21 protein-coding genes are annotated in these 24143 nt (G+C 64.2%); 9 read left to right on the forward strand and 12 right to left on the reverse strand.

The genetic code is table 11. The annotated features are described in order from the left end of the window. Positions 1-2: 2 nt before the first annotated feature. Together LB569_RS04425 and LB569_RS04430 are read right to left on the reverse strand one after the other, a co-directional pair. Positions 3-635, reverse strand: a complete 633-nt coding sequence (locus LB569_RS04425; RefSeq protein ID WP_224691258.1) for a hypothetical protein — start codon at positions 633-635, stop codon at positions 3-5. A 445-nt stretch (positions 636-1080) separates the two neighbouring features. Next, positions 1081-2202, reverse strand: coding sequence for an NAD(P)/FAD-dependent oxidoreductase (locus LB569_RS04430; RefSeq protein ID WP_224691259.1), 1122 nt, complete (start codon positions 2200-2202; stop codon positions 1081-1083). 115 nt (positions 2203-2317) lie between these two features. On the opposite strand from LB569_RS04430, the gene LB569_RS04435 reads away from it, so the two are divergent. The 5 genes from LB569_RS04435 (at position 2318) to LB569_RS04455 (ending at position 9041) form a co-directional block, all read left to right on the forward strand. Further along, positions 2318-3223, forward strand: a complete 906-nt coding sequence (locus LB569_RS04435; protein ID WP_224691260.1) for a LysR family transcriptional regulator — start codon at positions 2318-2320, stop codon at positions 3221-3223. An 89-nt stretch (positions 3224-3312) separates the two neighbouring features. Next, the gene (locus LB569_RS04440; RefSeq protein ID WP_224691261.1) at positions 3313-5391 is read left to right on the forward strand and encodes a hydantoinase/oxoprolinase family protein; all 2079 of its coding nucleotides are present in this window, start codon (positions 3313-3315) and stop codon (positions 5389-5391) included. Positions 5392-5395: 4 nt separating this feature from the next. Next, complete coding sequence (locus LB569_RS04445) at positions 5396-7381, forward strand: hydantoinase B/oxoprolinase family protein (RefSeq protein ID WP_224691262.1); 1986 nt, start codon at positions 5396-5398, stop codon at positions 7379-7381. Next, on the forward strand, positions 7378-7680 hold the full coding sequence (locus LB569_RS04450; RefSeq protein ID WP_140809122.1) for a (2Fe-2S)-binding protein: 303 nt from the start codon (positions 7378-7380) through the stop codon (positions 7678-7680). Before LB569_RS04445 ends, LB569_RS04450 begins: the two co-directional genes overlap by 4 nt. Beyond that, on the forward strand, positions 7677-9041 hold the full coding sequence (locus LB569_RS04455) for an FAD-dependent oxidoreductase (protein ID WP_224691263.1): 1365 nt from the start codon (positions 7677-7679) through the stop codon (positions 9039-9041). Before LB569_RS04450 ends, LB569_RS04455 begins: the two co-directional genes overlap by 4 nt. Before the next feature lie 41 nt (positions 9042-9082). Here LB569_RS04455 and LB569_RS04460 read toward each other — a convergent pair whose 3' ends face one another. Beyond that, positions 9083-10408, reverse strand: coding sequence for an NAD(P)/FAD-dependent oxidoreductase (locus LB569_RS04460; protein ID WP_224691264.1), 1326 nt, complete (start codon positions 10406-10408; stop codon positions 9083-9085). 221 nt (positions 10409-10629) lie between these two features. Here LB569_RS04460 and LB569_RS04465 point away from each other — a divergent pair, with 221 nt between their 5' ends. Continuing rightward, positions 10630-11106, forward strand: a complete 477-nt coding sequence (locus tag LB569_RS04465; protein ID WP_127327820.1) for an Lrp/AsnC family transcriptional regulator — start codon at positions 10630-10632, stop codon at positions 11104-11106. Positions 11107-11144: 38 nt separating this feature from the next. Here LB569_RS04465 and LB569_RS04470 read toward each other — a convergent pair whose 3' ends face one another. After that, positions 11145-12086 (reverse strand): LysR substrate-binding domain-containing protein, encoded by a 942-nt coding sequence (locus LB569_RS04470; protein ID WP_224691265.1) that lies wholly within the window; start codon positions 12084-12086, stop codon positions 11145-11147. 76 nt (positions 12087-12162) lie between these two features. Between LB569_RS04470 and LB569_RS04475 the strand changes: the two genes are divergently transcribed. Both LB569_RS04475 and LB569_RS04480 read left to right on the forward strand, forming a co-directional pair. Then, positions 12163-14232, forward strand: coding sequence for an NADH:flavin oxidoreductase (locus LB569_RS04475; protein ID WP_224691266.1), 2070 nt, complete (start codon positions 12163-12165; stop codon positions 14230-14232). An 8-nt stretch (positions 14233-14240) separates the two neighbouring features. Then, complete coding sequence (locus tag LB569_RS04480; protein WP_128308402.1) at positions 14241-14717, forward strand: Lrp/AsnC family transcriptional regulator; 477 nt, start codon at positions 14241-14243, stop codon at positions 14715-14717. A gap of 39 nt (positions 14718-14756) precedes the next feature. Here the strand turns inward: LB569_RS04480 and LB569_RS04485 are convergent, their stop codons facing one another. The 8 genes from LB569_RS04485 to LB569_RS04520 all read right to left on the reverse strand — a co-directional run bounded on the left by LB569_RS04485 (position 14757) and on the right by LB569_RS04520 (position 23476). Continuing rightward, positions 14757-16412, reverse strand: a complete 1656-nt coding sequence (locus LB569_RS04485; protein WP_224691267.1) for an ABC transporter ATP-binding protein — start codon at positions 16410-16412, stop codon at positions 14757-14759. Then, entirely contained in the window at positions 16409-17254 is an 846-nt protein-coding gene (locus LB569_RS04490; RefSeq protein ID WP_140806886.1) for an ABC transporter permease, read from the reverse strand. The genes LB569_RS04485 and LB569_RS04490 overlap by 4 nt, the downstream gene beginning before the upstream one ends. 2 nt (positions 17255-17256) lie before the next feature. Then, positions 17257-18207, reverse strand: coding sequence for an ABC transporter permease (locus LB569_RS04495; protein ID WP_140663708.1), 951 nt, complete (start codon positions 18205-18207; stop codon positions 17257-17259). An 86-nt stretch (positions 18208-18293) separates the two neighbouring features. Continuing rightward, positions 18294-19904 (reverse strand): ABC transporter substrate-binding protein, encoded by a 1611-nt coding sequence (locus LB569_RS04500; RefSeq protein WP_140663706.1) that lies wholly within the window; start codon positions 19902-19904, stop codon positions 18294-18296. Between the two features lie 63 nt (positions 19905-19967). Then, positions 19968-20660 (reverse strand): HAD-IA family hydrolase, encoded by a 693-nt coding sequence (locus tag LB569_RS04505; RefSeq protein ID WP_411970191.1) that lies wholly within the window; start codon positions 20658-20660, stop codon positions 19968-19970. 267 nt (positions 20661-20927) lie between these two features. Next, entirely contained in the window at positions 20928-22301 is a 1374-nt protein-coding gene (locus LB569_RS04510) for an aspartate aminotransferase family protein (protein WP_140806878.1), read from the reverse strand. Positions 22302-22314: 13 nt separating this feature from the next. Beyond that, positions 22315-23154 (reverse strand): GNAT family N-acetyltransferase, encoded by an 840-nt coding sequence (locus tag LB569_RS04515; protein ID WP_224691268.1) that lies wholly within the window; start codon positions 23152-23154, stop codon positions 22315-22317. 181 nt (positions 23155-23335) lie between these two features. Continuing rightward, a complete protein-coding gene (locus LB569_RS04520) occupies positions 23336-23476 on the reverse strand; it encodes a hypothetical protein (protein ID WP_181173042.1) in 141 nt (46 codons plus the stop codon). Between LB569_RS04520 and LB569_RS04525 the strand changes: the two genes are divergently transcribed. Further along, complete coding sequence (locus LB569_RS04525; protein ID WP_140663699.1) at positions 23475-24143, forward strand: haloacid dehalogenase type II; 669 nt, start codon at positions 23475-23477, stop codon at positions 24141-24143. The two genes, LB569_RS04520 and LB569_RS04525, sit on opposite strands and share 2 nt — an antisense overlap.

The following is a 24143-nucleotide window of genomic DNA, read 5'->3' on the forward strand; positions in this document are numbered from 1 at the left end:
CCTTATTTTGTCCCTCCGGGCGCCGGTTCGTTTCGCCAGCCAGCCAGGTTCGGCAGGTCGTCAAGCCAGCTTTTCTCGGTCATCACTTCATCGCCGGGCTGCGGAGCAGCCTCCGCCGCGTTTTGAATCAGCCAGTCCATCCACTTCCGATAGGCAGCCGCGTCCAACCGCGGCGGCAGCACCTTGGCCTTGAGCAGCATCCTCTTGCGGAAACTGGTTTGCCGGCGGAGTTTGGTCGTCGTGAACTTGATTGCCTTGCCTTGGTAGTCAACAGTCCAGCGGTCGCCGCCATGGCTGACAAGCCCGTCTACGGCGAAACCGGCATCGACCGGCCTATCCCGCCAGGGAAGTTCGACGGCATTCTTTCGCAGGTCGATAGCCCATCGCCTGTAGCTGGCCCCGGCACGCTGCGGCGGCAGGACACCGGCCTGTTCGAGCACCTTCCTTCGGAAGGTAGGTTGCTTCTTGAGCTGGCCGGTCGTGAACTCAATGCGATGCCCACGAAACTCGACGTGCCACCGCACCCTCCCGTTGCCGACATATTTCACCAGCCTGTCGATGGAGAACTCGTCATCGGCAAGCATCACGCAGCCCTGGCTGATGCTTTCGCGGATGAACTCGGTGTCAGTGACCATCGGGCGGGCTCGTGCGGGAATCTTCAAGAAGCTTAGCCGTGAACGCGCGAGCCGCCATCACATATACCGAGGATCGGAGTGATGAGTGCTATCGAATTTTGGCTGGGGTTCCTGGAAGCTTTTCGAACTTTCTGCGTCGCGCCTCAGCCCGAAATGCGGTTGCTTATGGACAAAGTGGGATACTAGATTCGGTTTTTGAATAGCTTTGAAGGCATCGACTTCTGGCAAGTGCGCCATGGCGCGTCAGCACGACTCCAAGTGTGCTACGTTTTGAACGGAAGCTTTGCGCCTCACATATTCGTTCAGGGCAGCAAAGCACTGATCCCAAAACCGGTCATCGATGAGCGAGCGCGAACTGCAACGCATTGAGTGTTGTCGAGGGTTATAGAGCTACGGATGACCGCGTTACAACCGTTTCGTGCGACCCGATTCTTCTCTGTAACCATCATGCAGCAGCGCGGCTGAAGCGGTTGATCATGAAATCGTCGAGCGGCGTTTCGCAACGGTCGGTCGCGATGAGCTCGGCCATGGCGTCGCCCACGCCCGGACCAAGCTGGAAGCCATGTCCGCTGAAGCCGAAGGCGTGGAACAGGCCTGGCGTCGTTGCCGAGCGGCCCATGACCGGCAGCATGTCCCTGATATAGCCCTCGCAGCCGGACCATGTACGGATGACCGCGACCCGCGCGATTGCCGGCAACAACCGCGCGACGGCGCGCAATTGCAGGGGAAGGCGCATGGGATCGGCGGCCGCATGGCCGGGATCGAGGTTCACCGACACCCTTTCGGCGGCGCCGCCGAAAACGATGTTGCCCCGCTCGACCTGACGCAAATAGGCGCCATGGTCCTTGTCGCGCGTCCAGATGCCGACCACCGGCAGAATCCGATGCGGCAGCGGCTCGGTCACACCCATCTGCGGACCGCGGGCGTCGAGCGGGACCTCTTCGCCAAACTGTGCGGCAATGCGCGCGCCCCAGGCTCCGGCGGTGTTGAGCAGGCACTCGGCGGCGAATGCACCCTTCGAACTGGTGACAAGGAAACCAGAACCCGTGTGGGTGATCTTCTCGACCTCAGCTCCCTCGATGATTTGCGCCCCCAGTTTGCGGGCCGCCTCGGCAAAGGCGGGTGCGATCAGCCGTGGATTGCCGCTGCCATCTTGCGGAGAGAACGACGCTCCGATCGAGTCAGGGCCGAGGCCGGGAAACCGGGAACGGATCTCACGCGGGCCGAGTTCTTCCAGCTCAAGCCCCCACGGCCGCGCGGCTTGGGCATAGGCCCGCATATCGGCAAGGCTTCCTTCATCGAAGATCAGCCGGATATGGCCGGTGGCGCGGAACTCGACGTCGCGGCCAAGCATCTTTTCAGCCTCGCCCCACAGCCTGAGCGAGCGGTGGGCCAGCGGAAGCTGGGACAGATGGCGCCCCGTGCGCCGGATGTTGCCGAAGGAGGCGACGGTCGCCCCGGTGCCGATCCGCTTGCGCTCGACCAGCGTCACGCGCGCGCCGCGCCTCGCGAGGAAATAGGCCGAAGCCGTCCCCATCAGTCCACCGCCCAGCACGATCACGTCCATGGTTATTCCTTGTGCGGAGCGGATACTCCCTGAAGACGCCGATCTTGTCGGCACCGCTTCATTGCGTCAAAGATGAGTTTGGACAACAGCCATAAGCCGAACCTATGGAGTGGCAATGCGGGCCCGTCAGCTCGAAGTGTTCATCGCCGTCATGCGCGCGGGCACCGTGACCGCCGCGGCGCGGATGCTGAACATTTCCCAACCCGCTTTGAGCCAGATCGTGATCCACACCGAGGACGAACTCGGCTTCACGCTGTTCGAGCGCGTCAAGGGCCGGCTGCGGCCGACCCCGGAGGCGCTGGAGATCTTCGCCGATGCCGAGCGGCTGTCGGCGGGGCTGGAGGGCTTGCGCCGCAAGACCACCGACCTTCGGCTGGGCCGGACGGGGCTGGTGCGGGTCGCGGCCTCGCCGCCGCCGTCCATGGCGATCTTGCCGCGCGCCTTCACCAGCTTCCGGGCGCAGCATCCCGACATTTTGCTACGGTCCCACATGGCGCCGATCGCCGCGATCATCGACATGCTGCGCGCCGGCGATGCCAGCCTCGGCGTCGCCATGGACGACCGCCTGCCTCCCGATATCGACGCGGAAGTGATCGGCAGCGTCGGCTTCTCATGCCTGCTGCCCACGGGGCATGCGTTGGCCGGGAAGACCGAGCTGACGCTCGCCGATCTCGCCGGCGAAGAGTTGATATCCTATCGCGCAAACACCCGTCCCGCCGACGAACTGGCCCACGCTGCCCGCGCGCAGGGTGTGGTGCTTTCGCCGTCGCTCGAGATCGACGTCTCCATCTCGGCCGTCGGCTTCGTCCAGGCCGGCCTGGGTGTCGCGCTCGTCGACTCGCTGCTGCCATGGCACCAGTTTGCCGGGCTTGCCGTCAGGCCGCTCGCGGCGGGGCCGGAATTTCCGATCGCGCTGCTGACCTCGCGCACCCGGGCGCTTTCGCGGGCCGATGAGATGATGCGCGAGCAAGTCCGCGCGGCCTGTTCCGCCGTGCTGGGCGGTGACAGAGCAAGGGCATAAGCAAGACTTATAGTCCCGCTCGTCATACGTCTTGGACCCTGGCCATCCTGTCGTGTCAGCTTTGGTTGGCAGACAGGAAGGGACGCATCATGGATGGTGCCATCGTGGCGGACGAGGCGAGCAACGAAGCCGACTGGAAGGTCGGCGTCGATATCGGTGGCACATTCATCGATTTCTGCGCGCTCGAAGCAAATTCGGGGCGCGTCGCCTCGCTGAAAGTGCTGACGACGCCGGAAGATCCGGGTGCCGAACTGATGACGGGCCTCACGCTTCTGGCCGAGCGTGAAGGCTTTGATCCTGCCCGCATGACGCGCTTCGTGCACGGTACGACCGTTGGCATCAACACCATCATCCAGCGCAAGGGCGCACCGCTGGCGCTGTTCACCAATGCCGGCTTCGAGGACGTCATCGAACTGGCGCGGCTGCGCATGCCGGACATGTATTCGCTGTTCTGCTCGCGGCCGGACCCGCTGATATCGCGCGACATGGTTTTCGGCATTCCGGCCCGCATGCGTGCCGATGGCAGCGAGTCCCGGGCGCCGGACATGGCGGCGGTGGAAAGGGCGGTGGCGGTGGCGAAAGCGAACGGAGCGCAAGGCATCATCGTGTCCTTCCTCCATTCCTGGCGCAATGCCGCTCAGGAAGCTTCGGTGAAGGCGAGGATCACGCGTCTTGCGCCCGACCTGTTCGTCTTCTCCTCGGCCGAGGTCTGGCCGGTCATCCGTGAATATGAGCGCAGCTCGACCGCCATCCTCAACGGCTATGTCCATCCGCGCGTCTCCGGCTATCTGACGGCGTTGGAAGAGCGGCTGAAGGACCACGGTGTACCCGCCCGCCCCATGCTGACCAAATCGAATGGCGGGCTGATGAACGCTGCCGAAGGCAAGCGCGCCTGCGTGAACATGCTTTTGTCGGGGACAGCCTCCGGTGTCATGGGCGCCTCGTGGCTGGCGCGCCAGGCCGGAGAGGACAGGATCCTGACCCTCGACATTGGCGGGACCTCGGCCGATTTCGCGCTCATTATCGATGGCGAGCCGCAATTCGGCACCGGCGAACTGATCGGCGAATTTCCGCTCCATATCCCCTCCGTGTCGGTAAGCTCGATCGGTGTCGGCGGCGGCTCGATCGCCAGTGTCGATGCACAAGGGGTGCTGCGGGTCGGACCGGAATCGGCCGGTTCGACGCCAGGACCGGCGTGCTATGGTCGTGGCGGCGAGAGGCCGACGGTGACGGACGCCATGGTGGTGTGCGGATGGCTCGGTCACAGCGAGATGGCCTATGGCCAGTTGCGGATCGACACCGGCCTGGCGCATCGCGCGGTCGGCGAGCTTGCCGCCCGGCTCGACCGCCCCATCGAGCAGACCGCGCAGGCGATCCTCGACATCGCGGTGTCGGAGATGTTCGTCGAGGTCGAGAAGCTTGCCTCGCGCGCCGGCGTGGACTTGCGCGATTTCACGCTGATGCCCTTCGGCGGCGGCGGGCCGATGCTGGGCGCATTCCTTGCCCGCGAACTCGGCATGAAGCGCGTCATGGCGCCCCGCCGGCCCGGTGTGGTGTCGGCGCTGGGCGGACTGGTGGCGGATTTGCGCGGGGACTTCATTCGCACCATCTTCAGCCCGCTGTCTGGCGTGGCGCTTGCCGGAATTCGCGAAGCCTTCGAGGCGTTGGCGCGCGAGGGCCGCGACTGGCTCGCGGCGCAGGGGCACGATGCGGCGGCGGAGCTCAGTCTCACCTGCGACATGCGCTATGTCGGGCAGAGTTATGAGATCGAGGTCGTCATTCAGCCGGAATGGCTGGCGGAGGGCAATGTGGCCGCCATCGCGCAGGCCTTCCACCTCACCCATGAGCGGCTCTACGATTTCCACGACCCGGAGGGCGGGATCGAACTTGTGAATGTCCGGCTATCGGCCATAGGCGCAGGGCCGAAACTCTCCTTCCCGGAAATCGACGAGGTCGATGCTCCGGCCATTCCGGCGCGCCGGCTCTCCGTCTACACGGGAGCGAGCGTCGAGACTGTCGACCTCCACGACCGGCAAGCCCTCGTGCCGGGCAGCATGTTTCACGGGCCTGCCGTGGTCGTTCAGGAAGACACCACCTTTGCCATTCCCGCGGGAGCGCAGGCAAGGGTCGACCGCCATCTCAACCTTTTGCTGACCTTCCCGGAGTGATGCCTTGTTTGACCGGACAAACCTTCAGGTTCTGGCGAACCATGCCCGCGCGGCCGCAGAGAACATGGCGCACACGCTGCACCGCACCGCGCACTCCGCCTTCGTCAAGGAGACGCAGGACTTTACCGTGATGCTGATGGACCGTTCAGGCGCGACCTTCGCCGTGCCGATGGAGCTCGGCGCCACCTGGTATCCGGGGCTTTCGTATCACCGCGCGATCGCGATGGTCGATGACTACCGGCCGGGAGATATTGCCTTCACCAACGATCCCTATTCCGGACACGTCGCCACGCACGCGCCCGACACGCATCTTTGGAAGCCGGTCTTCGTCGATGGCGAGATCGTCGCCTGGACCGGCGGGCATATCCACAACACCGATATGGGTGGCGCCGTGCCGGCTTCGCTCAGCCGGGCGCTGACCGAAATCCATCAGGAAGGCATCCGCTTTCCCCCGATGAAGCTGGTGAGAGAGGGCGTCTTCGACGAGACGATCCTGCGGATCATGAGCACCAATGTGCGCAAGCCCGACCTCAACATCGGCGACATCAAGGCGCTGGTCGGCGCGCTCAACACCGGCGAGCGCAAGATCCAGGCAATGGTGAGGAAGTTCGGCAAGGCAGGCTTCATCGAAGGCGTTTCCGCTCTTCTCGACCAGGCGGAAGCGCAGGCGCGCGACGTGCTGCGCTCCATGCCCGACGGCACATGGGATTTCTGCGACTATGCCGATGAGGATTCCGTCGAGGCCAATCCGTGCCGGCTGAAGCTGACGCTGACGATCAAGGGCGACGAGGCGGTGCTCGACTTCACCGGCTCCGATCCGCAGCTCGGCTCCTCGCTCAACGTGCCTTCGGGCGGTGACCCGCGACACACCATGCTGCTGGTTGGCGTCTACTACGTGCTCTACACGCTCAACCCGAAGATCCTGCTCAACACCGGCCTTACCCGGCCGTTTACCTGCATCACGCCCCGGGGCTCCGTGCTGAACCCGGTACACCCCGCCGCCGTGGGCATGCGCTCGCTCACCTGCGCCCGGCTGCGGTCGGTCATCTTCGGCGCCTTCTCGCAAACGGTGCCGGAGCGCCTGCCAGCAGCTCCGGCCGGCAACAACTGCATCGTCAATGTCATGACCACGGACGAGCGCACTTACCGGACCGTCATCACGGCGGTGAATCCCGTGGTCGGCGGCGGCGGGGCGATGCCGCATCGCGACGGAACCAATGGATCGGGCGCGGATGCCGCCTATCTCAAGAACACGCCGATCGAGATCACCGAGACCGAGACCCCGGTCGAATTCGTGAAATACGGGCTCGCCAGGGATAGCGGCGGGGCGGGGCGTTGGCGCGGCGGGTTGGCGACCGAAATGGCCTTCCGTGTCTTTGCCCCCGATTCCAGGATCACGGCGCGCAACCGCGACCGCAGCTTCTTTCGTCCCTGGGGCGTGCTGGGCGGCAAGGCGGCCGGCCTGTCGGACATGATCGTCAATCCAGGGACCGAGCATGAGCGGCGGCTGGGCAACATCGACACCACTGTGCTGCAGCCCGGCGACGTGCTTGAGATACGCTCCGCCGGAGGCGGCGGGCGCGGCGATCCGCATCAACGCGAACCCTGGCGGGTCGCGCAGGATGTGCGGCGCGGCTATGTCTCGCCGGCTGCGGCCGAGCACGGCTATGGCGTCGTCATCCGCGGCGGCGAGATCGACGAGCAGGCAACGGGGCAATTGCGCGCGCGGCCGGCGCCGGCCGCCGGCCATTTCCATTTCGGTCCGGAGCGCGACGGCTACGAAGCGCAGTGGACGCCGGCCGCCTATGACCGGCTCACGGCCATACTGGGAGATTTGCCGATCCACTGGCGGTTCTTCACCAAGACGGAGATCTTCCGCCGCATGAAGGGGCGTTCGGGGCCGGAAGGCGTCCAGCAGGCGTTCGACGCTGTTTGCGAACGGTTCCCGGAACTGCCTCGTCCTGGCCCGGTGCGAGAGGCGGCGGAATGATCACCGCCGGCCGCATCGTCCGGCTGGCCGAATTCGGGCGGGCGCAGCTGCATTTCTTTCTCGACGGACAGATGTGTAGCGCATTGGCGGGCGACACCGTGCTGACCGCGATGCTGGCATCAGGACACGCGCTGCGAAAATCCGAGCTCGGACCCGAGTGGCGCGCCGGGTTCTGCCTGATGGGAGCCTGCCAGGATTGCTGGATATGGCAGGACGAGGGACCGCGCATCCGCGCGTGCTCGGCCCCGATCACCGAAGGCATGCGGTTGCGCACAACGGAGCCGGAGAGCTGGCCGTGAGCGAGACCTCGCCGCGGATCGTGATCGTCGGCGCCGGTCCCGCCGGCATAAGGGCCGCGGCCATGCTGGTCGAGGCCGGGCTCCACCCGGTGGTGATCGATGAAGGGCAGCGCGCGGGCGGGCAGATCTACCGCCGCCCACCTGCCGGGTTCGTCCGCACGCCGGAGCAGCTCTACGGGTCGGAGGCGGCGAAAGCGGTCGCATTGCATGCCCTCTTCGACCGGCTAGCCGAAGAGGGGCACCTCACCCATTGCGCGGCAAGCTCGGTCATCGCCTTGCAGGAGGGGCGGCTGCACGTGTTGGGGGAGGGCGGCGTACAGCTGGTCAGCTATGACCGCCTGATCCTTGCGACGGGCGCATCCGACCGTGTCGCTCCGGTCCCGGGCTGGCAGAGTGCCGGCGTCTACAGCCTTGGCGCGGCGCAGATCGCGCTCAAGGCGCAGGGCGTGGCGCTGGGGCAGCGCATCGTCCTGATCGGATCGGGGCCTTTGCTGACGCTGGTTGGCGCCCAACTCGTCAAGGCTGGAGCGGATGTGGTGGCGGTGCTCGACACCTCTTCCCGGCGCCAGCAGATGCGGGGACTCTGGGACCTTGCCGCCCGGCCGCTGGTCGCGCTGCGCGGTCTCGCCCTGCGGGCGAGGCTCGGCGGCCGCTATCATGCCGGCGTGACGCTCGAACGGATCGAGGCCGACGGCAAAGGTGTCACCGCGATCCGCTGGCACGACGCCGGCGGCAGGGAACATCTCACGCTATGCGACACGATAGGCATGGGCTGGCACTTGCGGGCCGAGACGCATCTCGCCGACCTGGCGGGATGTGCCTTCATTTATCACGAGCAGTGGCGGCAATGGCTGCCAAAGACCGATGAGATGGGCCGCGCCGGCAACGGAGTCTATCTTGCGGGCGATGGAGTTCGTCTTCTGGGAGCAGACGGCGCGGAGATCGCGGGGCGTCTTGCCGCGGTGGCGTGCCTTGCCGATCTCGGATTTCCAGCGCCCTCCACCGCGTCCGATTTGCGCAAACTCGCACGGCTCGAACGCTTTGCCCGCGGCCTGGCTCGCGCCTTTCCCTGGTCGACGGCGATGGCGCGGGCACTCCCCGACGACGCGGTCGTCTGCCGCTGCGAGAACGTGACCGCCGCGGCCCTACGCCAGAGCACTGATTTCGGCGGTAGCGAAGCCAACAGGGTGAAATCGCTGTCGCGCGTCGGCATGGGGCGATGCCAGGGGCGCTATTGTCAGCTGGCCGCCGTCGAACTCATCGCGGCGCAGACCGGCTGCACGCCTGGCGCTGTTGGTCGGTTCCGCGGGCAAGCGCCTGTCCGCCCGGCGCCTATCGGCGCCTTTCTGCGGGACGGCTGATGCGATTCTGGGCCGACCTGGTATGTCTGCCTGTATCACGTCTAGAAGTCGGCGACCTTCCCCCAAGACGAAGCGTCGAAGCGCCTGGGATCATAGGATTGCGGATCGACAATCGGTTTGGAGCCGGTCATCAGATCGGCGACGAGATGCCCGGCGCCGGGTCCGATGCCGAAGCCATGCCCCGAGAACCCGGCAGCCAAAAAGAAACCCGGAACGATATGGATCTCGCCAATGGCAGGCACACCGTCGGGCGTGCTGTCGATGTAGCCGGCCCAGGTCGCGCTGATCCTGGTCTGGCGCAGTGCCGGCAGCAGCTCGAGCGCCCGGGCGTGGGCCAGGCGGATGGTCGCCTGGTCCGGAACCGGGTCGAGGATGCGCATCCGCTCCATCGGTGTCGGCTGGTCGAGCCGCCAGTGTCGGAGCGTTTCGTGACCCGAGCGCATGCCCTGCAGGCCGCCAGGCGCGAGGCTGCGCCACCGCTTCAGGAACATCGGCAGGAACTGCGAGGAGAAGCGCAACTGCTGCGGCGTAACGTCCACGCGCCCGCGTCCGCTTATGGCGAGCGTGTAGCCGCCGTCGCCGCGACGCGTGACCGAGATCCCTTTCGTGTGCAGCGCATCCGGCAGACCTTCCGCGCCTGGCGAGACGGACAGAATGGACGAGCGGATCGACGCCTGCGGAAAACGGAAACCGAACTGCCGGCAAAAGGAGGAGGCCCAGGCACCGCCGGCCAGCACAGCCATCTTGGTCCGGATCGTTCCGCTTTCGGTGACCACGCCGCTCAGGCGGCCGCCTTCGGTCTCGATACCGCGCGCGGCGCAATTCTGGTGCACGGAGCCGCCAAGCTTGAGGATGGCGCGGGCGACCGCGGGTGCTGCCCGCGACGGATCGGCGGTGCCGTCGGTGGGCGAGAAGACGCCGCCCTTCCATGTCCGGCCGGTGGCGCGGCCCCGCTCGCAGGCCTCGGCGCCGTCGAGCATATGCGTCGTGACGCCAGCCGTTTTGGCGAAGTCACGCCAGCGCACCCAGCCGGCCAGTTCCGCATCGTCGTTGCTGAGATAGAGCAGGCCGCAGCGGCGAAAGCCGGTTTCTTCGCCAGTCTCTGCCGCAAGGCTGCCCCACAGGTCGATGCTTCTTGTCGCCATCGGCAACTCGCGCGCGTCGCGGTTCTGCTGGCGGCACCATCCCCAGTTCCTGGAAGACTGCTCGGCGCCGATGCGTCCCTTTTCGACGAGCGCCACCTTCATGCCGCGCCGTGCCAGGTAGTAGGCCGCGAAGATACCGACGATGCCGCCGCCGATCACCACCGCGTCCGCGATCCGTGGCAGGTCTCCGGATGTCTCGATTTTCTGTAGGGGTGCGCGCATGGTCTCTCTGCCTTGACGCGCCAATTTAACGCGTTGCGCAGGCAGCCGCTGCCGCAGTTGCGGCCGAAGCAGAATTTTATTCCGGCAACGCAGTCAAAATCGGGAGCCGCTGCGTTTCAAAGCGCTCTCCGCTTGGATGGACAGGCCAACGGGCCGTGGTAGTGTCAATGTCTATGAGCAAGGCAGCATTTTGTGCTGCGGCATGTTCTGCGGAGACGACAGTGAAACTGGATCGGATCGATATCAAGATTCTGTACGAGTTGCAGAAGAATGGCCGCATCACCAACGTGGAACTGGCTGATCTGGTGCACCTGTCGCCAAGCCCGTGCCTGATGCGGGTCAAGAGACTGCAATCGGAGGGCTACATCGAGGGCTATTCCGCGCAGATCAATATCGGCAAGCTCGGCCAGACGCTGACCGTGTTTACCGAAATCACCTTGAAGAACCATCGCCAGGTGGATTTCGCCCGCTTTCTCGCCGTGGTTGAGAAGATCGACCAGGTCATCGAATGCCACCTCGTGTCGGGTGGCTACGACTATCTGATGAAGTTCGTGACCGCCGGCATCGCCGAGTACCAGACCATCATGGAGCGGCTGACCGACATGGATATCGGCATCGACAAGTATTTCAGCTTCGTGGTGCTGAAGTCGCCGATCGTCAAGGCGCACATGCCGCTGCCCAGCCTGTTTCCGAGGTAGTCCGCGGCGACCGCGCCGCGCTTGTCGCCTGCGGCCCGCTACAAGGCGTCCGGCCGCAATATCGGGTGCAGTGCCTTCAATTCGGCTTGCATCTCGGCGATCATCCAGGCGCGGATATCGGAGACGACAGGCCGTACCGGCCTTGAGCGCGGCGCTATCAGCTGATGGATCCGACCCGTCTTGATCTGCCTGTCCGAGGCCGGGACAAGGGTTCCCTGAAGCAATGCCCTTGAAACGTTGCTGAGCCAGCCGAGCGCCACGCCTTCCCCGTTCATCGCGGCTTGAAGCACGACCGCGTAGTCCGAGAATTCGAGCCACTTTGCCCTGCTGGTCTTGCGGTCCGCCACACTGCCCCAGGCGTCCAGCCACTGCTCCTTGGCGTCGGTCAGGTGAAGCAAGGCATGACCTTCCCCGGTTCCGGCATGGATCAGCCGGCCGTGGGCCGACAAATAGGATGGGCTGCACACCGGAACGATGATCTCCGGCGAGAATGCCCAATGGTGATAGTGGGTGTCGTCATCAGCCAGGATTCTCGTGGCAAGGTCGACAGTCTCGGCGGGTCCTCGCAGAACGCCCGCGATCAGTTCGAACCTCAGGTCGACGTCAGGAAACCTGGTGTTGAATGCCCCTAACCTCGGAACGAACCAATAGGTTGCCAGAGAACTCGAAAGGGAAAGAGTCACCACCGGCTTTGCAGCGCTGTTCTGCTTGATCCTGCGGATCGCCTCCGCAATGCCGTCAAATCCCTCCCGCACCGCCGAATAGAGGGCACGTCCGTCCGGGGTCGGGGTCAACCCCGCAGGACCCCGCGTGAAAAGAGCAACACCAAAATCGGCCTCGAGCTGGGCAATGCTGCGGCTGATCGATGGTTGCGTGACGTTGAACTCGCGCGCCGCTGCCGTGAAGCTACCCGACCGGACAGCAGCTTCGAAGACGAGCAGTCCGCGCGCGGAAGGAACGAGTTTTGCGAAACCAGCCATACGCCCAGCGTATAGCCACCCCAACAATTTACAAGCTTTCTACGATCTCGGAAATGGCGAAGTATAACCCTGATGAATGGGGGAGCAGGACGTGAAGGCAGCGGCATCTCAAGCGGGCAGCACATCCAGCGATCCTCTGCTTCAGCCGTTTCGGCTCAAGGGTCTGACGCTGCGCAACCGCGTCGTCAGCACCAGCCATGCCTCGATGCTGGACGATGGCGGCCTGCCGCTCGAGCGCTACCAACGCTACCACGAGGAGAAAGCGCGCGGCGGCCTGGCGATGACCATGGTGGGCGGCTCGGCCATGACGTCGCCCGACTCGAGCTGGGGCGGCGGTCAGCTGGACCTCTCGACCGACCGCATCGTGCCTCATCTCCAGTCGCTGTCGCAGCGGGTGCATCGCCATGGCGCTGCCATCATGTGCCAGGTCTCACACCTTGGCCGGCGCGCTACCGCCTATGCCGGAAACTGGCTGCCGCCGGTGGCGCCGTCACGCGTTCGCGAGACGCGGAACCGGAATTTTCCAAAGGAGATGGACGCCGCCGACATCGACAGGATCATCAAGGATTACGCCAGTGCCGCTAGGCGCTGCGTGGACGGCGGTCTGGACGGCGTCGAAACCGTCACCGGCGGCCATCTGATCGGGCAATTCCTCTCGCTCAGAACCAACAGGCGCACGGATGGCTTCGGCGGCTCGCTGGAAAACCGCGCACGCTTCGGCCTGATGGTTCACGAGGCGATCCGCCGCGCGGTGGGCGACGACTTCGCTGTCGGCATCCGGTTCGTGATCGACGAGGCGGTCGAGGATGGCTCGGATTTCGAGGAATGCCTTGCCTTCGCCAGGCTGTTCGAGCGGGAAGGCCATATCGACTTCTTCAACTGCATCTTTGGCCGCATGGACACCGATCTGTCGCTGGCTGAGCAGAACATGCCCGGCATGTTCAGCCAGAGCGCGCCGTTCTTGCCGCTGGTCGGACAGTTCAAACGGGAAACCAGGCTGCCCGTGATCCATGCCGCAGGCATTCGGGACATAGCGACGGCCCGCCATGCCATCCGCGAGAACCTTGTCGACCTGGTCGGCATGACCCGAGCGCATATTGCCGACCCCCATATCGTCAACAAGGTGATGCGCGGCGAAGAAGAACGCATTCGCCCGTGTGTCGGCGCGTCCTACTGCCTCTACAAGAAGGTGCAGTGCATTCACAACCCGGCCAGCGGCCATGAAACGATCATCAGCCATACCATCATGCGGGCTGAAACGCCGAAACGGGTGGTCGTGATCGGCGGTGGCCCGAGCGGGATGGAAGCGGCAAGGGTCGCCGCCGAGCGCGGCCACAGAGTGAGCCTGCTCGAAGCTGGGGCGCGGCTTGGTGGGCAAGTGCTCATCGCGGCCTCGGCGTCCGATCGCAAGGATCTCATCGGCATAGTCGACTGGCGCGTAGACGAACTCGCGCGGCTTGGAGTGGAAGTCCGTCTCAACACCTATGCGGAGGCAGAAATCGTCATTGCTGCGGAACCGGACGCGGTCATCGTCGCCACCGGCGGCGTTCCGGATATGGAACGGCTGGAGGGTGCTGAACATTGCGACAGCGTATGGGACGTCCTGACCGGGGTCGTGCCGGCGAAGGACGATGTGCTGATCTACGACGAGACCGGACGCCAGGCCGCAATTTCCTGCGCCCTGCATCTCGCCCAACACGGGCGCGTGGTCAGCCTGGCCATAGCGGACGACACGCTGGCGATCGAGACGCCCTATCCGGACCGGGTGAGTTTCCGCAAACGCGCCTCGGAACGCGGCATCCGCGTCGTCAGCGATATGCGTCTGGTCAAGGCAGCGCGCCAGGGCAACGGCATCGCCGCCACGTTCCGGCATGAACTCACCGGTGCGGAAACAGAAATGACCGCGGCCCAACTCATTGTCGAGCGCGGCACCGTGCCCATGGAGGATACCTACCAGGAACTGCGTGCGCGCTCCGCCAACAACGGCGTCACCGACATAGCGCTGATGACGGGAACGGCAACGAAGCGGGACAATGGTCCGCAAGCTGCCGGATCGTTCGTCTTGCACCGCATTGGAGACGCAGTGGCCAGCCGGGACATCTACTCGTCGATCTACGAGGCCTACCGGCTCTGCTCGCAATTGTAGATGGGGCCATGAAACTCGATCGGATCGACATCAAGATTCTGTACGAGCTGCAGAAGAACGGCCGCATCACAAATGTGGAGTTGGCCGAACGGGTCAATCTCTCTCCCAGCCCCTGCCTGATGCGGGTAAAGAAGCTGCATGCCGAAGGCTATATCGTGCGCTATTCGGCGCAGATCGACATCGCAAAGCTGGGGCGGACGCTCACCGTCTTCACGGAAATCACGCTCAAGAACCATCGACAGATCGACTTCGCGCGTTTCCTTGCCGCCGTCGACAAGGTTGATGCGGCCGTCGAATGCCACCGCGTTTCCGCCCGCTACGACTATTTGATGAAATTCGTGGCCGCCGGCATCGGCGAGTATCAGGAGATCATGGAGCGGCTGAGCGACATGGATATCGGCATCGACAAGTATTTCAGCTTCGTGGTGCTGAAATCTCCCATCGTCAAGGCGCACATGCCGTTGCCCAGCCTGTTCCCGATGTAGTCAGAGCGGCTCACCGTTTCCGTAAAATGCTGAGCGGCTCTAGCGATGGCCGTATTGGCTGACGAGCTCGGGATCGCGGACGAGGCCATCGAGCCACGTCGGATCGAGCTTCGGCACGGAGGAGAACAGAAGCTTGGAATAGGGGTGGGTGGGCGCCTGCAACTTGTCGGGCGTGATCTGCTCCACCCGCTGCCCATTATACATGACCATGATTTCGTCGCAGATCGCTTCGACGACGGAGAGGTCGTGGCTGATGAAAATATAGGAAAGGCCCAACTCGCGCTGCAACTCCTTGAGCAGTTGGATCACGGCGGCCGCGACCACCGTGTCGAGCGCCGAGGTGATTTCGTCGCAGATGATGAGCTTGGGGTCGGCCGCCAGAGCGCGCGCGAAGTTCACGCGTTGCTTCTGGCCGCCCGAGAGCTCCGACGGACGGCGATAGCGCAGGCCCCTCGGCAGGCGAACCATGTCGAGCAGTTCGTCGACGCGCTTCGAGCGCGCCTGTCTGTCGAGCCCGTGATAGAAGGCCAGCGGGCGGGAGATGATGTCCTCCACCGGCTTGGCTGGATTGAGCGCGGTGTCGGCATACTGGAACACGATCTGCATCTCGCGCAGCTGGTCCTGGCTGCGTTTCCCCGCAGTGCGCTCCAATTCCTTGCCGTCGAAGACGATGTCGCCGGCCGCCGCCGGATGGATGCCGGCGATGACGCGCGCCAGCGTCGATTTTCCGCAGCCGGATTCGCCGATGACGCCGAGATTGCGTCCCTTCTCGACGACTAGGGTGACGGAATCGACCGCGCGGATAATCGGCAGTCCGTCACCCCGCACCGCGCCGTAGCCGGCGGTCACATTGTCGATACGCAGCAGCTCTTTCGTCCCGGCATCCGCGTCCGCATGCGCTTGCCGCGGTTTCGGCTCGAAGGCAGCCAGCAGTTCGCGCGTATAGGGGTGCTGGGCAGCCGAAAGTATCTGAGCCGTGGTGCCTGTCTCCTGCACTTCGCCGCCCTTCAGCACGACGATGTGGTCGGCGATCTGGGCGACGACGGCGAGGTCGTGGGAAACGTAGACCCCCGCTATTCCGCCCGCCCGAATGACCGACTTGAATGCCTTCAGCACGTCGATCTGCGTCGTCACGTCGAGTGCCGTCGTCGGCTCGTCGAAGATCATCAGCTTGGGATCGCCGATGAGCGCCATGGCCGCCGACAGCCGCTGCAATTGCCCGCCCGAAACCTGGTGCGGGTAGCGCGCGCCGATCCCTTCCGGATCCGGCAACGACAAGGCCCGGAACAGCTCGACCGCGCGCTTGCGCGCCTGCTCGGGCGACATCAGCCCGTGGATGCGCGTAACCTCGATCACCTGCTCCATGATGGTGGACGAGGGGTTGAAGGAGGCGGCGGCACTTTGCGGAACATAGGCAATGTCGGTGCCGCGCAACCTGGCGCGCTGCTTTTCGGAAAGTGCCGCCATGTTCTTGCCGTTGACATTGATTTCGCCGCCGGTAATCCGGCAGCCAGGCCGCGCATAGCCCATCAGCGAGAGCGCGATCGTCGTCTTGCCGGAACCGCTCTCACCGATCAGGGCGACGATCTCGCCATCGGCGATGTCGAGGCTGACGCCCTTGATGATTTCGACGACACGACCGGCGTCGGTCGTCGCCTCGATCCTTAGGTTCCTGACCTCGACGAGATTGGTCATGCGTCCCTGTCCCTGATCTTCTGCGGCAGGTTGTCGATCAGCAGGTTGACGCTGATGGTGAGGCTGGCGATCGCCAGCGACGGAATGATGACCGCGGGCGCCGCGAAGGGCAGGCCGCCGATGTTCTCGCGCACCAGCGCGCCCCAGTCGGCGAGCGGCGGCTGCAGGCCGAGCCCGAGGAAGGACAGGCCTGAGAGCAAGAGCACGATGAAGACGAAGCGCAGGCCGAAGTCGGCCAGAACCGGGCGCATGATATTGGGTAGGATCTCGGACCCGATGAGATAGGCGGTGCTTTCGCCGCGGACGCGAGCGACGGTCATGAAGTCCATGCTGTTGATGTTGACCGCGAGCGCCCGCGCGAAACGGTAGGCGCCGGGAATATAGATGACGGCGAGCGTCAGGATCAGCGCCGGGATCGACGAGCCGACAGCGGCGACGACCACAAGGCCGAACAGCTTGCTGGGGATGGAGTTCATGGCATCGAGGAAGCGGCTAAGGCAGCTGTCGAGCCAGCCGCCGGTGACGGCAGCGATCATCCCCAGCACGACGCCCGAGAAGCAGGCGATGGCGACGGCTGCGAGCGATATGCCGACGGTGTAGCGCGCGCCCATCAGCACCCGCGAGAGCATGTCGCGGCCCAGATAGTCCGAGCCGAGCCATAGGCCCTGACGCATCGGGCCGAAATAATCGTCGTCGACGATATCGCCGATCGAATGGGGAATGATGTAAGGCGCGAAGATGGCGATCAGCGTCCACGCCAGGATGACCAGCGCGGCCACGACGCCCACGAGATTGTAGCTGTGGCCAAGGAATGACCGTCGGGAAGCTGCCACGCGCGCCATCGTCACCTGAGCCTCGGGTTGGACATGATGGCGATGATGTCGGCGACGGTGATGAGCAAGAGATAGCCAAGGCAAAAGATCATCGCGCAGCTCTGGATCAGCGGCAGGTCGCGGGTCGCGACGGCATCGACCATCAGCTTGGCGATGCCGGGATAGTTGAAGATCGTCTCCACGATGATGACGCCGCCGACCAGATAGGACAGCGACAGCGCAACCGCGTTGACGATTGGCCCGAGCGCATTGGGGAGTGCGTGCTTGAGCACCATGCGGCCGCGTGAGGCGCCTTTGAGAAGCGCCATCTCGACATAAGGCGTGGAGAGCGTTTCGATCACCGCGGCGCGGGTCATGCGGATCATCTGGGCGGAGATGACGAAGGTGAGCGTGATCACCGGCATTGCATAGATGCGCACGAGGTCGGTCAGCGTATGCGCCTCATTGACCGAGGAAAGCGCTGGCAGCCATTTGAGATAAACGGCGAAAAGCAGGACCGCCAGCGTGGCGACCATGAATTCCGGCACCGAGATGACGCCGATCGAAAGAATGGTGACGGTGCGGTCGTAGAGCGAGCCGCGCAGCATGGCGGCGGTGATGCCCAGCGTCAGCGCCAGGGGGACCGAGAGCAGCGTGGTGATGCCGGCGAGCTCCATGGTGTTGATGAAGCGCCCGCCGATCAGTGCCGCGACCGGCATCTCATTGGCATAGGAGGTGCCGAGATCGCCGTGGAGCAGGCCGAGAAGCCAGCGCAGGAAGCGCAGGATTGCCGGATCGTTGAGATGCATGGCCTCGCGCAGGCCGGCGACGGCTTCGGGTGTCGCCGCCTGGCCGAGCAGGATCGACGCGGTGTCGCCGGGCAGCATGCTGGTGGCGAAAAAAACGGCGAACAGGACGATCAGAAGCGTGATGACCGCGATTGCCAGCCGCTTCAACACGAGGTTTAGAACCCCAGACGTCATGGAAGCGCTCCTGCGGTTGCGTTCGGCCAAGCCATGTTGCGCAATAAGTGCCAGGGACCGGCTGTCCGGTCCCTGGCAGGCGCCTCTCAGGCTTCGAGCCAGAGATATTCCGCCATTGCGTAGCCCATCATGCCACCGAGCGGGTTCGCCTCCAAACCCTTCACCTTGCTGGAGAGGGCATCGACGTTGGAAATGTAGGCTGGGATGATGGTGCCGGCCTCCTCGGAGACCATGGTCTGCATCTGGCCGTAGATTTCCTTGCGCTTGGCCTGGTCGAGCGAGCCGCGCGCCTCGATCATCAGCTTGTCGAACTTCTCCGACTTGTACTGGCTTTCGTTCCAGGGCGCGTTGGAGGCGTAGAGCAGCGAGAACAGGATGTCCGGCGTCGGGCGTGGATTGATGTTGCCGAAATGGACCGGCGCCTTGAGCCAGTAATTGTCCCAGTAGCCGTCGGACGGGACGCGCTGGACATCGAGCTTCATGCCGATATCGGCACCGGCGGCTTGGATGATCACCGCCATGTCGATCGACGAGGTCGCGGCATCGGAGGCGACCACGGGGATGGACTGACCGAGCAGGCCCGACTTCTGGAAGTGGAATTTGGCCTTGTCCGGGTCGAAGGCCTTCGGCTTGAGGTCGGCATTGTGGAAGATGTTCGCCGGTGAGACGGGCTGGTCGTTGCCGACTTCGCCAAGGCCGCGCAATGCCGATTTGACGATCTGCTCGCGGTTGACGAGGTATTTCATGCCGGTCACGAAGTCGGCCTTGTTGCCGGGATCCATGTCGAGCCGAATGTTGAGGTCGGTGTAGTTGCCCGAGGTCGTCTTCGACAATTCGAAGCCCTGCTGGCCGCCGATGAGCTTCATCGCGCGCGGATTGATCGAGGCGGCGAAGTTGATGTCACCGGAAAGCAGGGCGTTCACGCGGGCGCTGTCATCGCTGATGGCGATGAATTCGAACGAGTCGAGGTAGGGCTTGCCGGATTTCCAGTAGTTCTTGTTCTTGGTGACGACCGACCGCACGCCTGGTTCGAACGTTTGCAGCACAAAGGCGCCGGTGCCGTTGCCTTTGGAGAAGTCGGTGGTGCCATCGGCGATGATCATGAAGTGATGCAGCGCCAGGATGGTCGGAAGGTCGGCATTCGGATCGGCGAGCGTGATTTCGACCGTGGACTTGTCGACGGCCTTGAAACCGGTCATCTGCGCGGCGATCTTGGCGACCTTGGAACCGATCGCCGGATCGAGATGGCGCTTCATCGAGAAGACGACGTCGTCGGCGGTGAGGGCCTTGCCGTCGTGGAAGGTGACGCCCTTACGCAGCTTCACCGTCCAGGTCTTGGCGTCCTTGCTGTCGAAGCTTTCGGCCAACTCCATCTGCGTGACGCCATCCTTGTCGAGGAAAGTCAGGCGGTTGTAGAGCGAGCAGCAGCGGACATAGTCGGTCGACAGCGACGCCTTTGCCGGATCGAGCGTGTCGGCGGTCGAGGACGACCAGCCGGCGGCCTTGAAGCTGCCGCCGGAAACCGGCGTGGCGGCGACGGCATTGGTGGCGCGGCCAAGCACCATGCTGCCCGCGGCAACCGCGGCGCCGCCGGCCAACAGCATCTTGAGGAGTTCGCGGCGGCTCGCGCCCCGCCGAATGGCATTTTCGACCATGGCATCGTCTGCGCTGGTCCAGTTCGTGATCTTGTCGGTCATATCATTCCCCTTTCTGTTTGTTTTCCGGCTTGCTCGTCTTGACGCGGCTTTCCGGGCTTGGGCTCAGGTTCGTTGCTTCAGGCTTTCCCGTACGGCCGACGCCAACGCGGCCATTGAGGTGAAGTGGTAGTCCGGCACGGTGAAGCGCTCGGGCTCGATCGTGCCGCCATAGCCCTTCTGGGCATGCCGGCGCTCGATCCAGCAGTTGGTCAAGCCAAGTGCCCGGGATATGCCGATATCGTGATACTGGCTTTGCGCGACGTGCAGGATGTCATCCTTGCTGTCGCCCCTTGAGGCGACGAAATTGAAGACCTTCTGGAAAAAGGCCGGGTCCGGTTTTTCCGTGCCGGTATCGTCGGCCGTGAAGGTGGCGAAGAAGGGCGATCCGAGTTGCTTCTCGAAATGATCGAGCGCCCAGCGCCGGGCATTGGTCATGGCGATCAGCCTGTGCGATTTCGCAAGCTCGGCCAATGCCGCCGCGCTGTCAGGAAAGCCTTGCCAGACGCTGGCGGAGTCCCGCAGGCGGATGCCGTATTTCTCCTCGGCCGGCAGGCCGAGCCGTGGCGCGATGACCATGTAGACACGTAGGAGATCGTCGGGAAACAGGCTCGCATCGGGCATGTAGCGGGCCTGCCGGTAAAGGCTCAGCGCTTCCTCACCATCGAGCGAAACGCCGGCCTCGGCGGCGATTCCGGCCAGGCAGGTCGTTATCCCGCCTTCGAAGTCGATCAGCGTGCCGACGACATCGAAGGTCATGTATTTGAATTCGCTAAAGCCCCTGGCCAAGACTGGGTCTCCTCTGCGTACGGCCGAATTGCATGTGTTGAACAGAACAAAATTCCGTGCTGTCCGGGGCGTCGGCCTTTTTCGAAGGCCCGGAAATCCAAGCTTTCTGGCCTTGTCTTATAAGCAGTCTGGCACTTCCCCCGCGCTGGATTCGCCGAAAAGGCGCGAGGGGGCGGCACAAAATTGCGAAATCGTCTGCCCCGGCGCTATTTCGAAACACGGGGTATTGGTCTGCCGTCATGCCAGGGCCTGGCGGATGTCGGGATCGTCCAGTGTCTGGTCGAGCGTCCGGCGCGTGCGCTCGATGATCGCATCGATGTCGCCGTCGGTGCAGCAGAGCGGCGGTGCATAGCCGATAACCCCATGCGCAAAGGCACGGATGATCAGGCCATTGTCCCATGCCCTGTCGAAGACGCGCCGCGCCGGCATGGCCGACGCCGGAAGCGGTGTCTTCTTCTGCTTGTCGACCACCAGTTCGATCGCGGCAAGCATGCCGCGGCCGCGCACATCGCCGACGAGCGGGTGGTCCCTCAGGCCCTCCAAGCCCGCCATCAGGCGAGCGCCGGCCTTGATGCCATTCTCCAGAAGGCCGTCTTCATAGAGCTTCAACACTTCGAGCGCGACGGCGGCGCTGACGGGATGAGCGGAATAGGTGTAGCCGTGACCGACCGCCGAGGAGCCCGCGCCATCGGCGATGACGTCGTAGACATGATCGGCCATGAACACGGCGCCCATGGGAACATAGCCCGAGGTCAGCCCCTTCGCGGTCGTCATGAAATCGGGAACGATGTCCTCATCGGTACAGGCGAACAAGGGTCCCGTGCGGCCGAAGCCGGTGATCACCTCGTCGGCGATGAACAGGATGCCGTACTCCCGGCAGAGCTCGCGCATCGCCTTGATCCAGCCTTTCGGTGGAACAATGACGCCGCCTGAGCCCTGGATCGGCTCGGCATAGAAGGCAGCGACCCGCTCCGGCCCGATCTCCTCGATCTTGGCCTTCAGCGCGGCGAGTGATGCGGCGATGATCGCGTTCCCGTCCTCGCCCACCGGGTTGCGATAGGGATAGGGGGAAGGGATCTTGTGCTGCCATTCGAAGGGAATGCCGAAACCGGCGTGAAAGGCGGGCAGGGCGGTCAGGCCCGCGCCGACCACCGACGAGCCGTGATAGCCCTGCTCGATGGAAATGAACTGGTCGCGCTTTGGCTCGCCCCTGGCATTCCAGTAGTAGCGGACGAAACGGATCGTGCTATCGACCGCGTCCGACCCGCCAAGTGTGAAGAAGACGTGATTGAGATCTCCGGGCGCGCGCTCGGCCAGTTCCGAAGCGAGCCGGATGGCCGGCTCAGAGCCGAGGTCGAAATAGGCGGTGGCGTAGGGAAGCTCGCGCATCTGCCGGGCAGCCGCCTCGACGATGCTGTCGTGGCCGTAGCCGGCATTGACGCACCACAGTCCCGCGAAACCGTCGAGAAGTTGCCGGCCGGACGCATCGGTCACGGTCGCCCCCTTCGCCGATTTCAAGACGCGCACGCCTTGCGCCTCATGACCACGGTATGAAGAGACCGGGTGGATGAGATGGGCGCGGTCGAGTTCGATCAGGGAATTGGCGAGCATTCTATCCTCCGGACTAGCCCAGCGCCTGGTTGGCGAGGGCGTAAACTCTTGGCCATGCCTGTTCCATGTTCGTCTTGGGTGGACGGTCCATGGCCACGCCACCGCCGACATGGGCGAGGCCGATGTCCTCCAGCCAGCCGGCGATGCCGGTCCCGCTGCCGGTATCGACGCGCAGGAAGGCGCCGGGACGTGGCGCGGCAAAGAAGCCGATCAGGGCCTTAGCCTCGTCGGTGCTTCCCGCGATGACCGGACCGATCACCTCGCCGCGTCCGAACGGGCGGATGGCGGCATAGGCCTCGATGGCGCCGTTGCGGCGGATGACGGCGAATTGGCCGCGCTCCGCCAGCGCATCGATGAGAGCTTCACGGTCGGCGCCGTAGGCGTCGCGGTCCAGCGCCTTGATTTCCGGGAGATCGGCGGTGTCCGCAGCTTCCACGCCGTCGGGCGCACCAAGCTTGGCAACGCTGCCCTGATGTTGCCGGATCGTACCGGACGGCACGAAGCCGAGCTTTTCATAGAGAGGAATGCCGTCCGCTGTCGCGACGAGCCGCAACGGACGGTCGCCGGCAAGGGCGAAGGCCTGATCCATCAGCCGGCGACCAAGCCCCTTGCCCCGCACAGTCCTGTCGACGATCACCATGTTGATCATGGCGCAATCCATGCCATAGGGCGTTACCAGGATGGTTCCGGTGACGCGGCCCTGGTCGTCGAGCGCGACCGCACCGTTCGAGAGCTGCAGCGCCATCTGCCAGTCCTGCGGGCGATGCGGCCAATTCTCCTGGCGAGAAAGCGCTACGGCGCCCTCGATATGGTCCGGCCCGAAGGTCTGGAGTTCGATCTCGCCCTGCTGCATGAGGCATCCTTCCGTTTAGTGCCCAAGTCTCGGCCATCGGCGCGCCGCAGATCATCTGAAGGCATCGGCTTCGGCGGTATCTTTCGCCGTAGCGCAAGCGGTGCACCGCATCTTGTGCTGGCACTGGCCGCGGCGGATGCGTTTCACGCCGATCGCGGCGCCGCGATCGGCACGCCAGATGCTACAGCGTGCCAAACCAGCGGGTGGATACGGAACTTTCTGCTTTCGGGAGGGCGATTTCGGTCAGGTGGGTCGCCACCGGCGGCCCTATGATGAAATACATCCCAGCGCGGATGTGCTTCCACCGGAGATCGACGGACATGGCTTCCTTCAGGCCCAAATACATCACCTTCGACTGCTACGGCACGTTGACCTTTTTCCAGATGGCGGAAGCGGCGCGCGATCTCTATGGCAGCCGGCTCGATGAGCCGCGCATGCAGGAGTTCATCAAGAATTTCGCGGCGTATCGGCTCGACGAGATCATGGGCGACTGGAAGCCCTATGCCGATGTCGTCCACAATGCGCTCGAGCGCGCCTGCAAGCGCAACGGCGTTGCCTTCAGCGCCGACGATGCCAGAGTGATCTATGAGCGCGTCCCGACCTGGGGGCCGCACGCCGACGTTCCGGCCGGCCTGGCGAAGGTCGCCAAGGAAATTCCGTTGGTCATCCTGTCCAACGCCATGAACGCGCAGATCATGTCCAATGTCGAAAAGCTTGGTGCGCCGTTCCATGCCGTCTACACGGCTGAGGAGGCGCAGGCCTACAAGCCTCGTTTTCAAGCCTTCGAGTATATGTTCGACAGGCTGGGCTGCGGCCCCGAGGACGTTCTTCACTGCTCGTCCTCTTTCCGCTACGACCTGATGTCGGCACACGACCTCGGCATCAAGAACAAGGTCTGGGTCAATCGCGGCCACGAACCAGCCAACCCGTATTACGGCTATGTCGAAATATCGGACATTTCGGGTCTTGCAGGCGTGGTCGGTCTCTGA

Origin of the sequence: Mesorhizobium sp. BH1-1-4 (genome assembly GCF_020165665.1) — a bacterium.
GTDB lineage: Bacteria > Pseudomonadota > Alphaproteobacteria > Rhizobiales > Rhizobiaceae > Mesorhizobium.

Excerpts from the sequence above, each read along its gene's own strand:
- LB569_RS04425 (WP_224691258.1), bottom strand. The coding sequence starts at position 635 with ATGGTCACTGACACCGAGTTCATCCGCGAAAGCATCAGCCAGGGCTGC.
- LB569_RS04430 (WP_224691259.1), bottom strand. The coding sequence starts at position 2,202 with ATGGACGTGATCGTGCTGGGCGGTGGACTGATGGGGACGGCTTCGGCC.
- LB569_RS04435 (WP_224691260.1), top strand. The coding sequence starts at position 2,318 with ATGCGGGCCCGTCAGCTCGAAGTGTTCATCGCCGTCATGCGCGCGGGC.
- LB569_RS04440 (WP_224691261.1), top strand. The coding sequence starts at position 3,313 with ATGGATGGTGCCATCGTGGCGGACGAGGCGAGCAACGAAGCCGACTGG.
- LB569_RS04450 (WP_140809122.1), top strand. The coding sequence starts at position 7,378 with ATGATCACCGCCGGCCGCATCGTCCGGCTGGCCGAATTCGGGCGGGCG.
- LB569_RS04460 (WP_224691264.1), bottom strand. The coding sequence starts at position 10,408 with ATGCGCGCACCCCTACAGAAAATCGAGACATCCGGAGACCTGCCACGG.
- LB569_RS04470 (WP_224691265.1), bottom strand. The coding sequence starts at position 12,086 with ATGGCTGGTTTCGCAAAACTCGTTCCTTCCGCGCGCGGACTGCTCGTC.
- LB569_RS04475 (WP_224691266.1), top strand. The coding sequence starts at position 12,163 with ATGGGGGAGCAGGACGTGAAGGCAGCGGCATCTCAAGCGGGCAGCACA.
- LB569_RS04480 (WP_128308402.1), top strand. The coding sequence starts at position 14,241 with ATGAAACTCGATCGGATCGACATCAAGATTCTGTACGAGCTGCAGAAG.
- LB569_RS04485 (WP_224691267.1), bottom strand. The coding sequence starts at position 16,412 with ATGACCAATCTCGTCGAGGTCAGGAACCTAAGGATCGAGGCGACGACC.
- LB569_RS04490 (WP_140806886.1), bottom strand. The coding sequence starts at position 17,254 with ATGGCGCGCGTGGCAGCTTCCCGACGGTCATTCCTTGGCCACAGCTAC.
- LB569_RS04495 (WP_140663708.1), bottom strand. The coding sequence starts at position 18,207 with ATGACGTCTGGGGTTCTAAACCTCGTGTTGAAGCGGCTGGCAATCGCG.
- LB569_RS04500 (WP_140663706.1), bottom strand. The coding sequence starts at position 19,904 with ATGACCGACAAGATCACGAACTGGACCAGCGCAGACGATGCCATGGTC.
- LB569_RS04505 (WP_411970191.1), bottom strand. The coding sequence starts at position 20,660 with ATGACCTTCGATGTCGTCGGCACGCTGATCGACTTCGAAGGCGGGATA.
- LB569_RS04510 (WP_140806878.1), bottom strand. The coding sequence starts at position 22,301 with ATGCTCGCCAATTCCCTGATCGAACTCGACCGCGCCCATCTCATCCAC.
- LB569_RS04515 (WP_224691268.1), bottom strand. The coding sequence starts at position 23,154 with ATGCAGCAGGGCGAGATCGAACTCCAGACCTTCGGGCCGGACCATATC.
- LB569_RS04525 (WP_140663699.1), top strand. The coding sequence starts at position 23,475 with ATGGCTTCCTTCAGGCCCAAATACATCACCTTCGACTGCTACGGCACG.
- LB569_RS04520 (WP_181173042.1), bottom strand. The coding sequence starts at position 23,476 with ATGTCCGTCGATCTCCGGTGGAAGCACATCCGCGCTGGGATGTATTTC.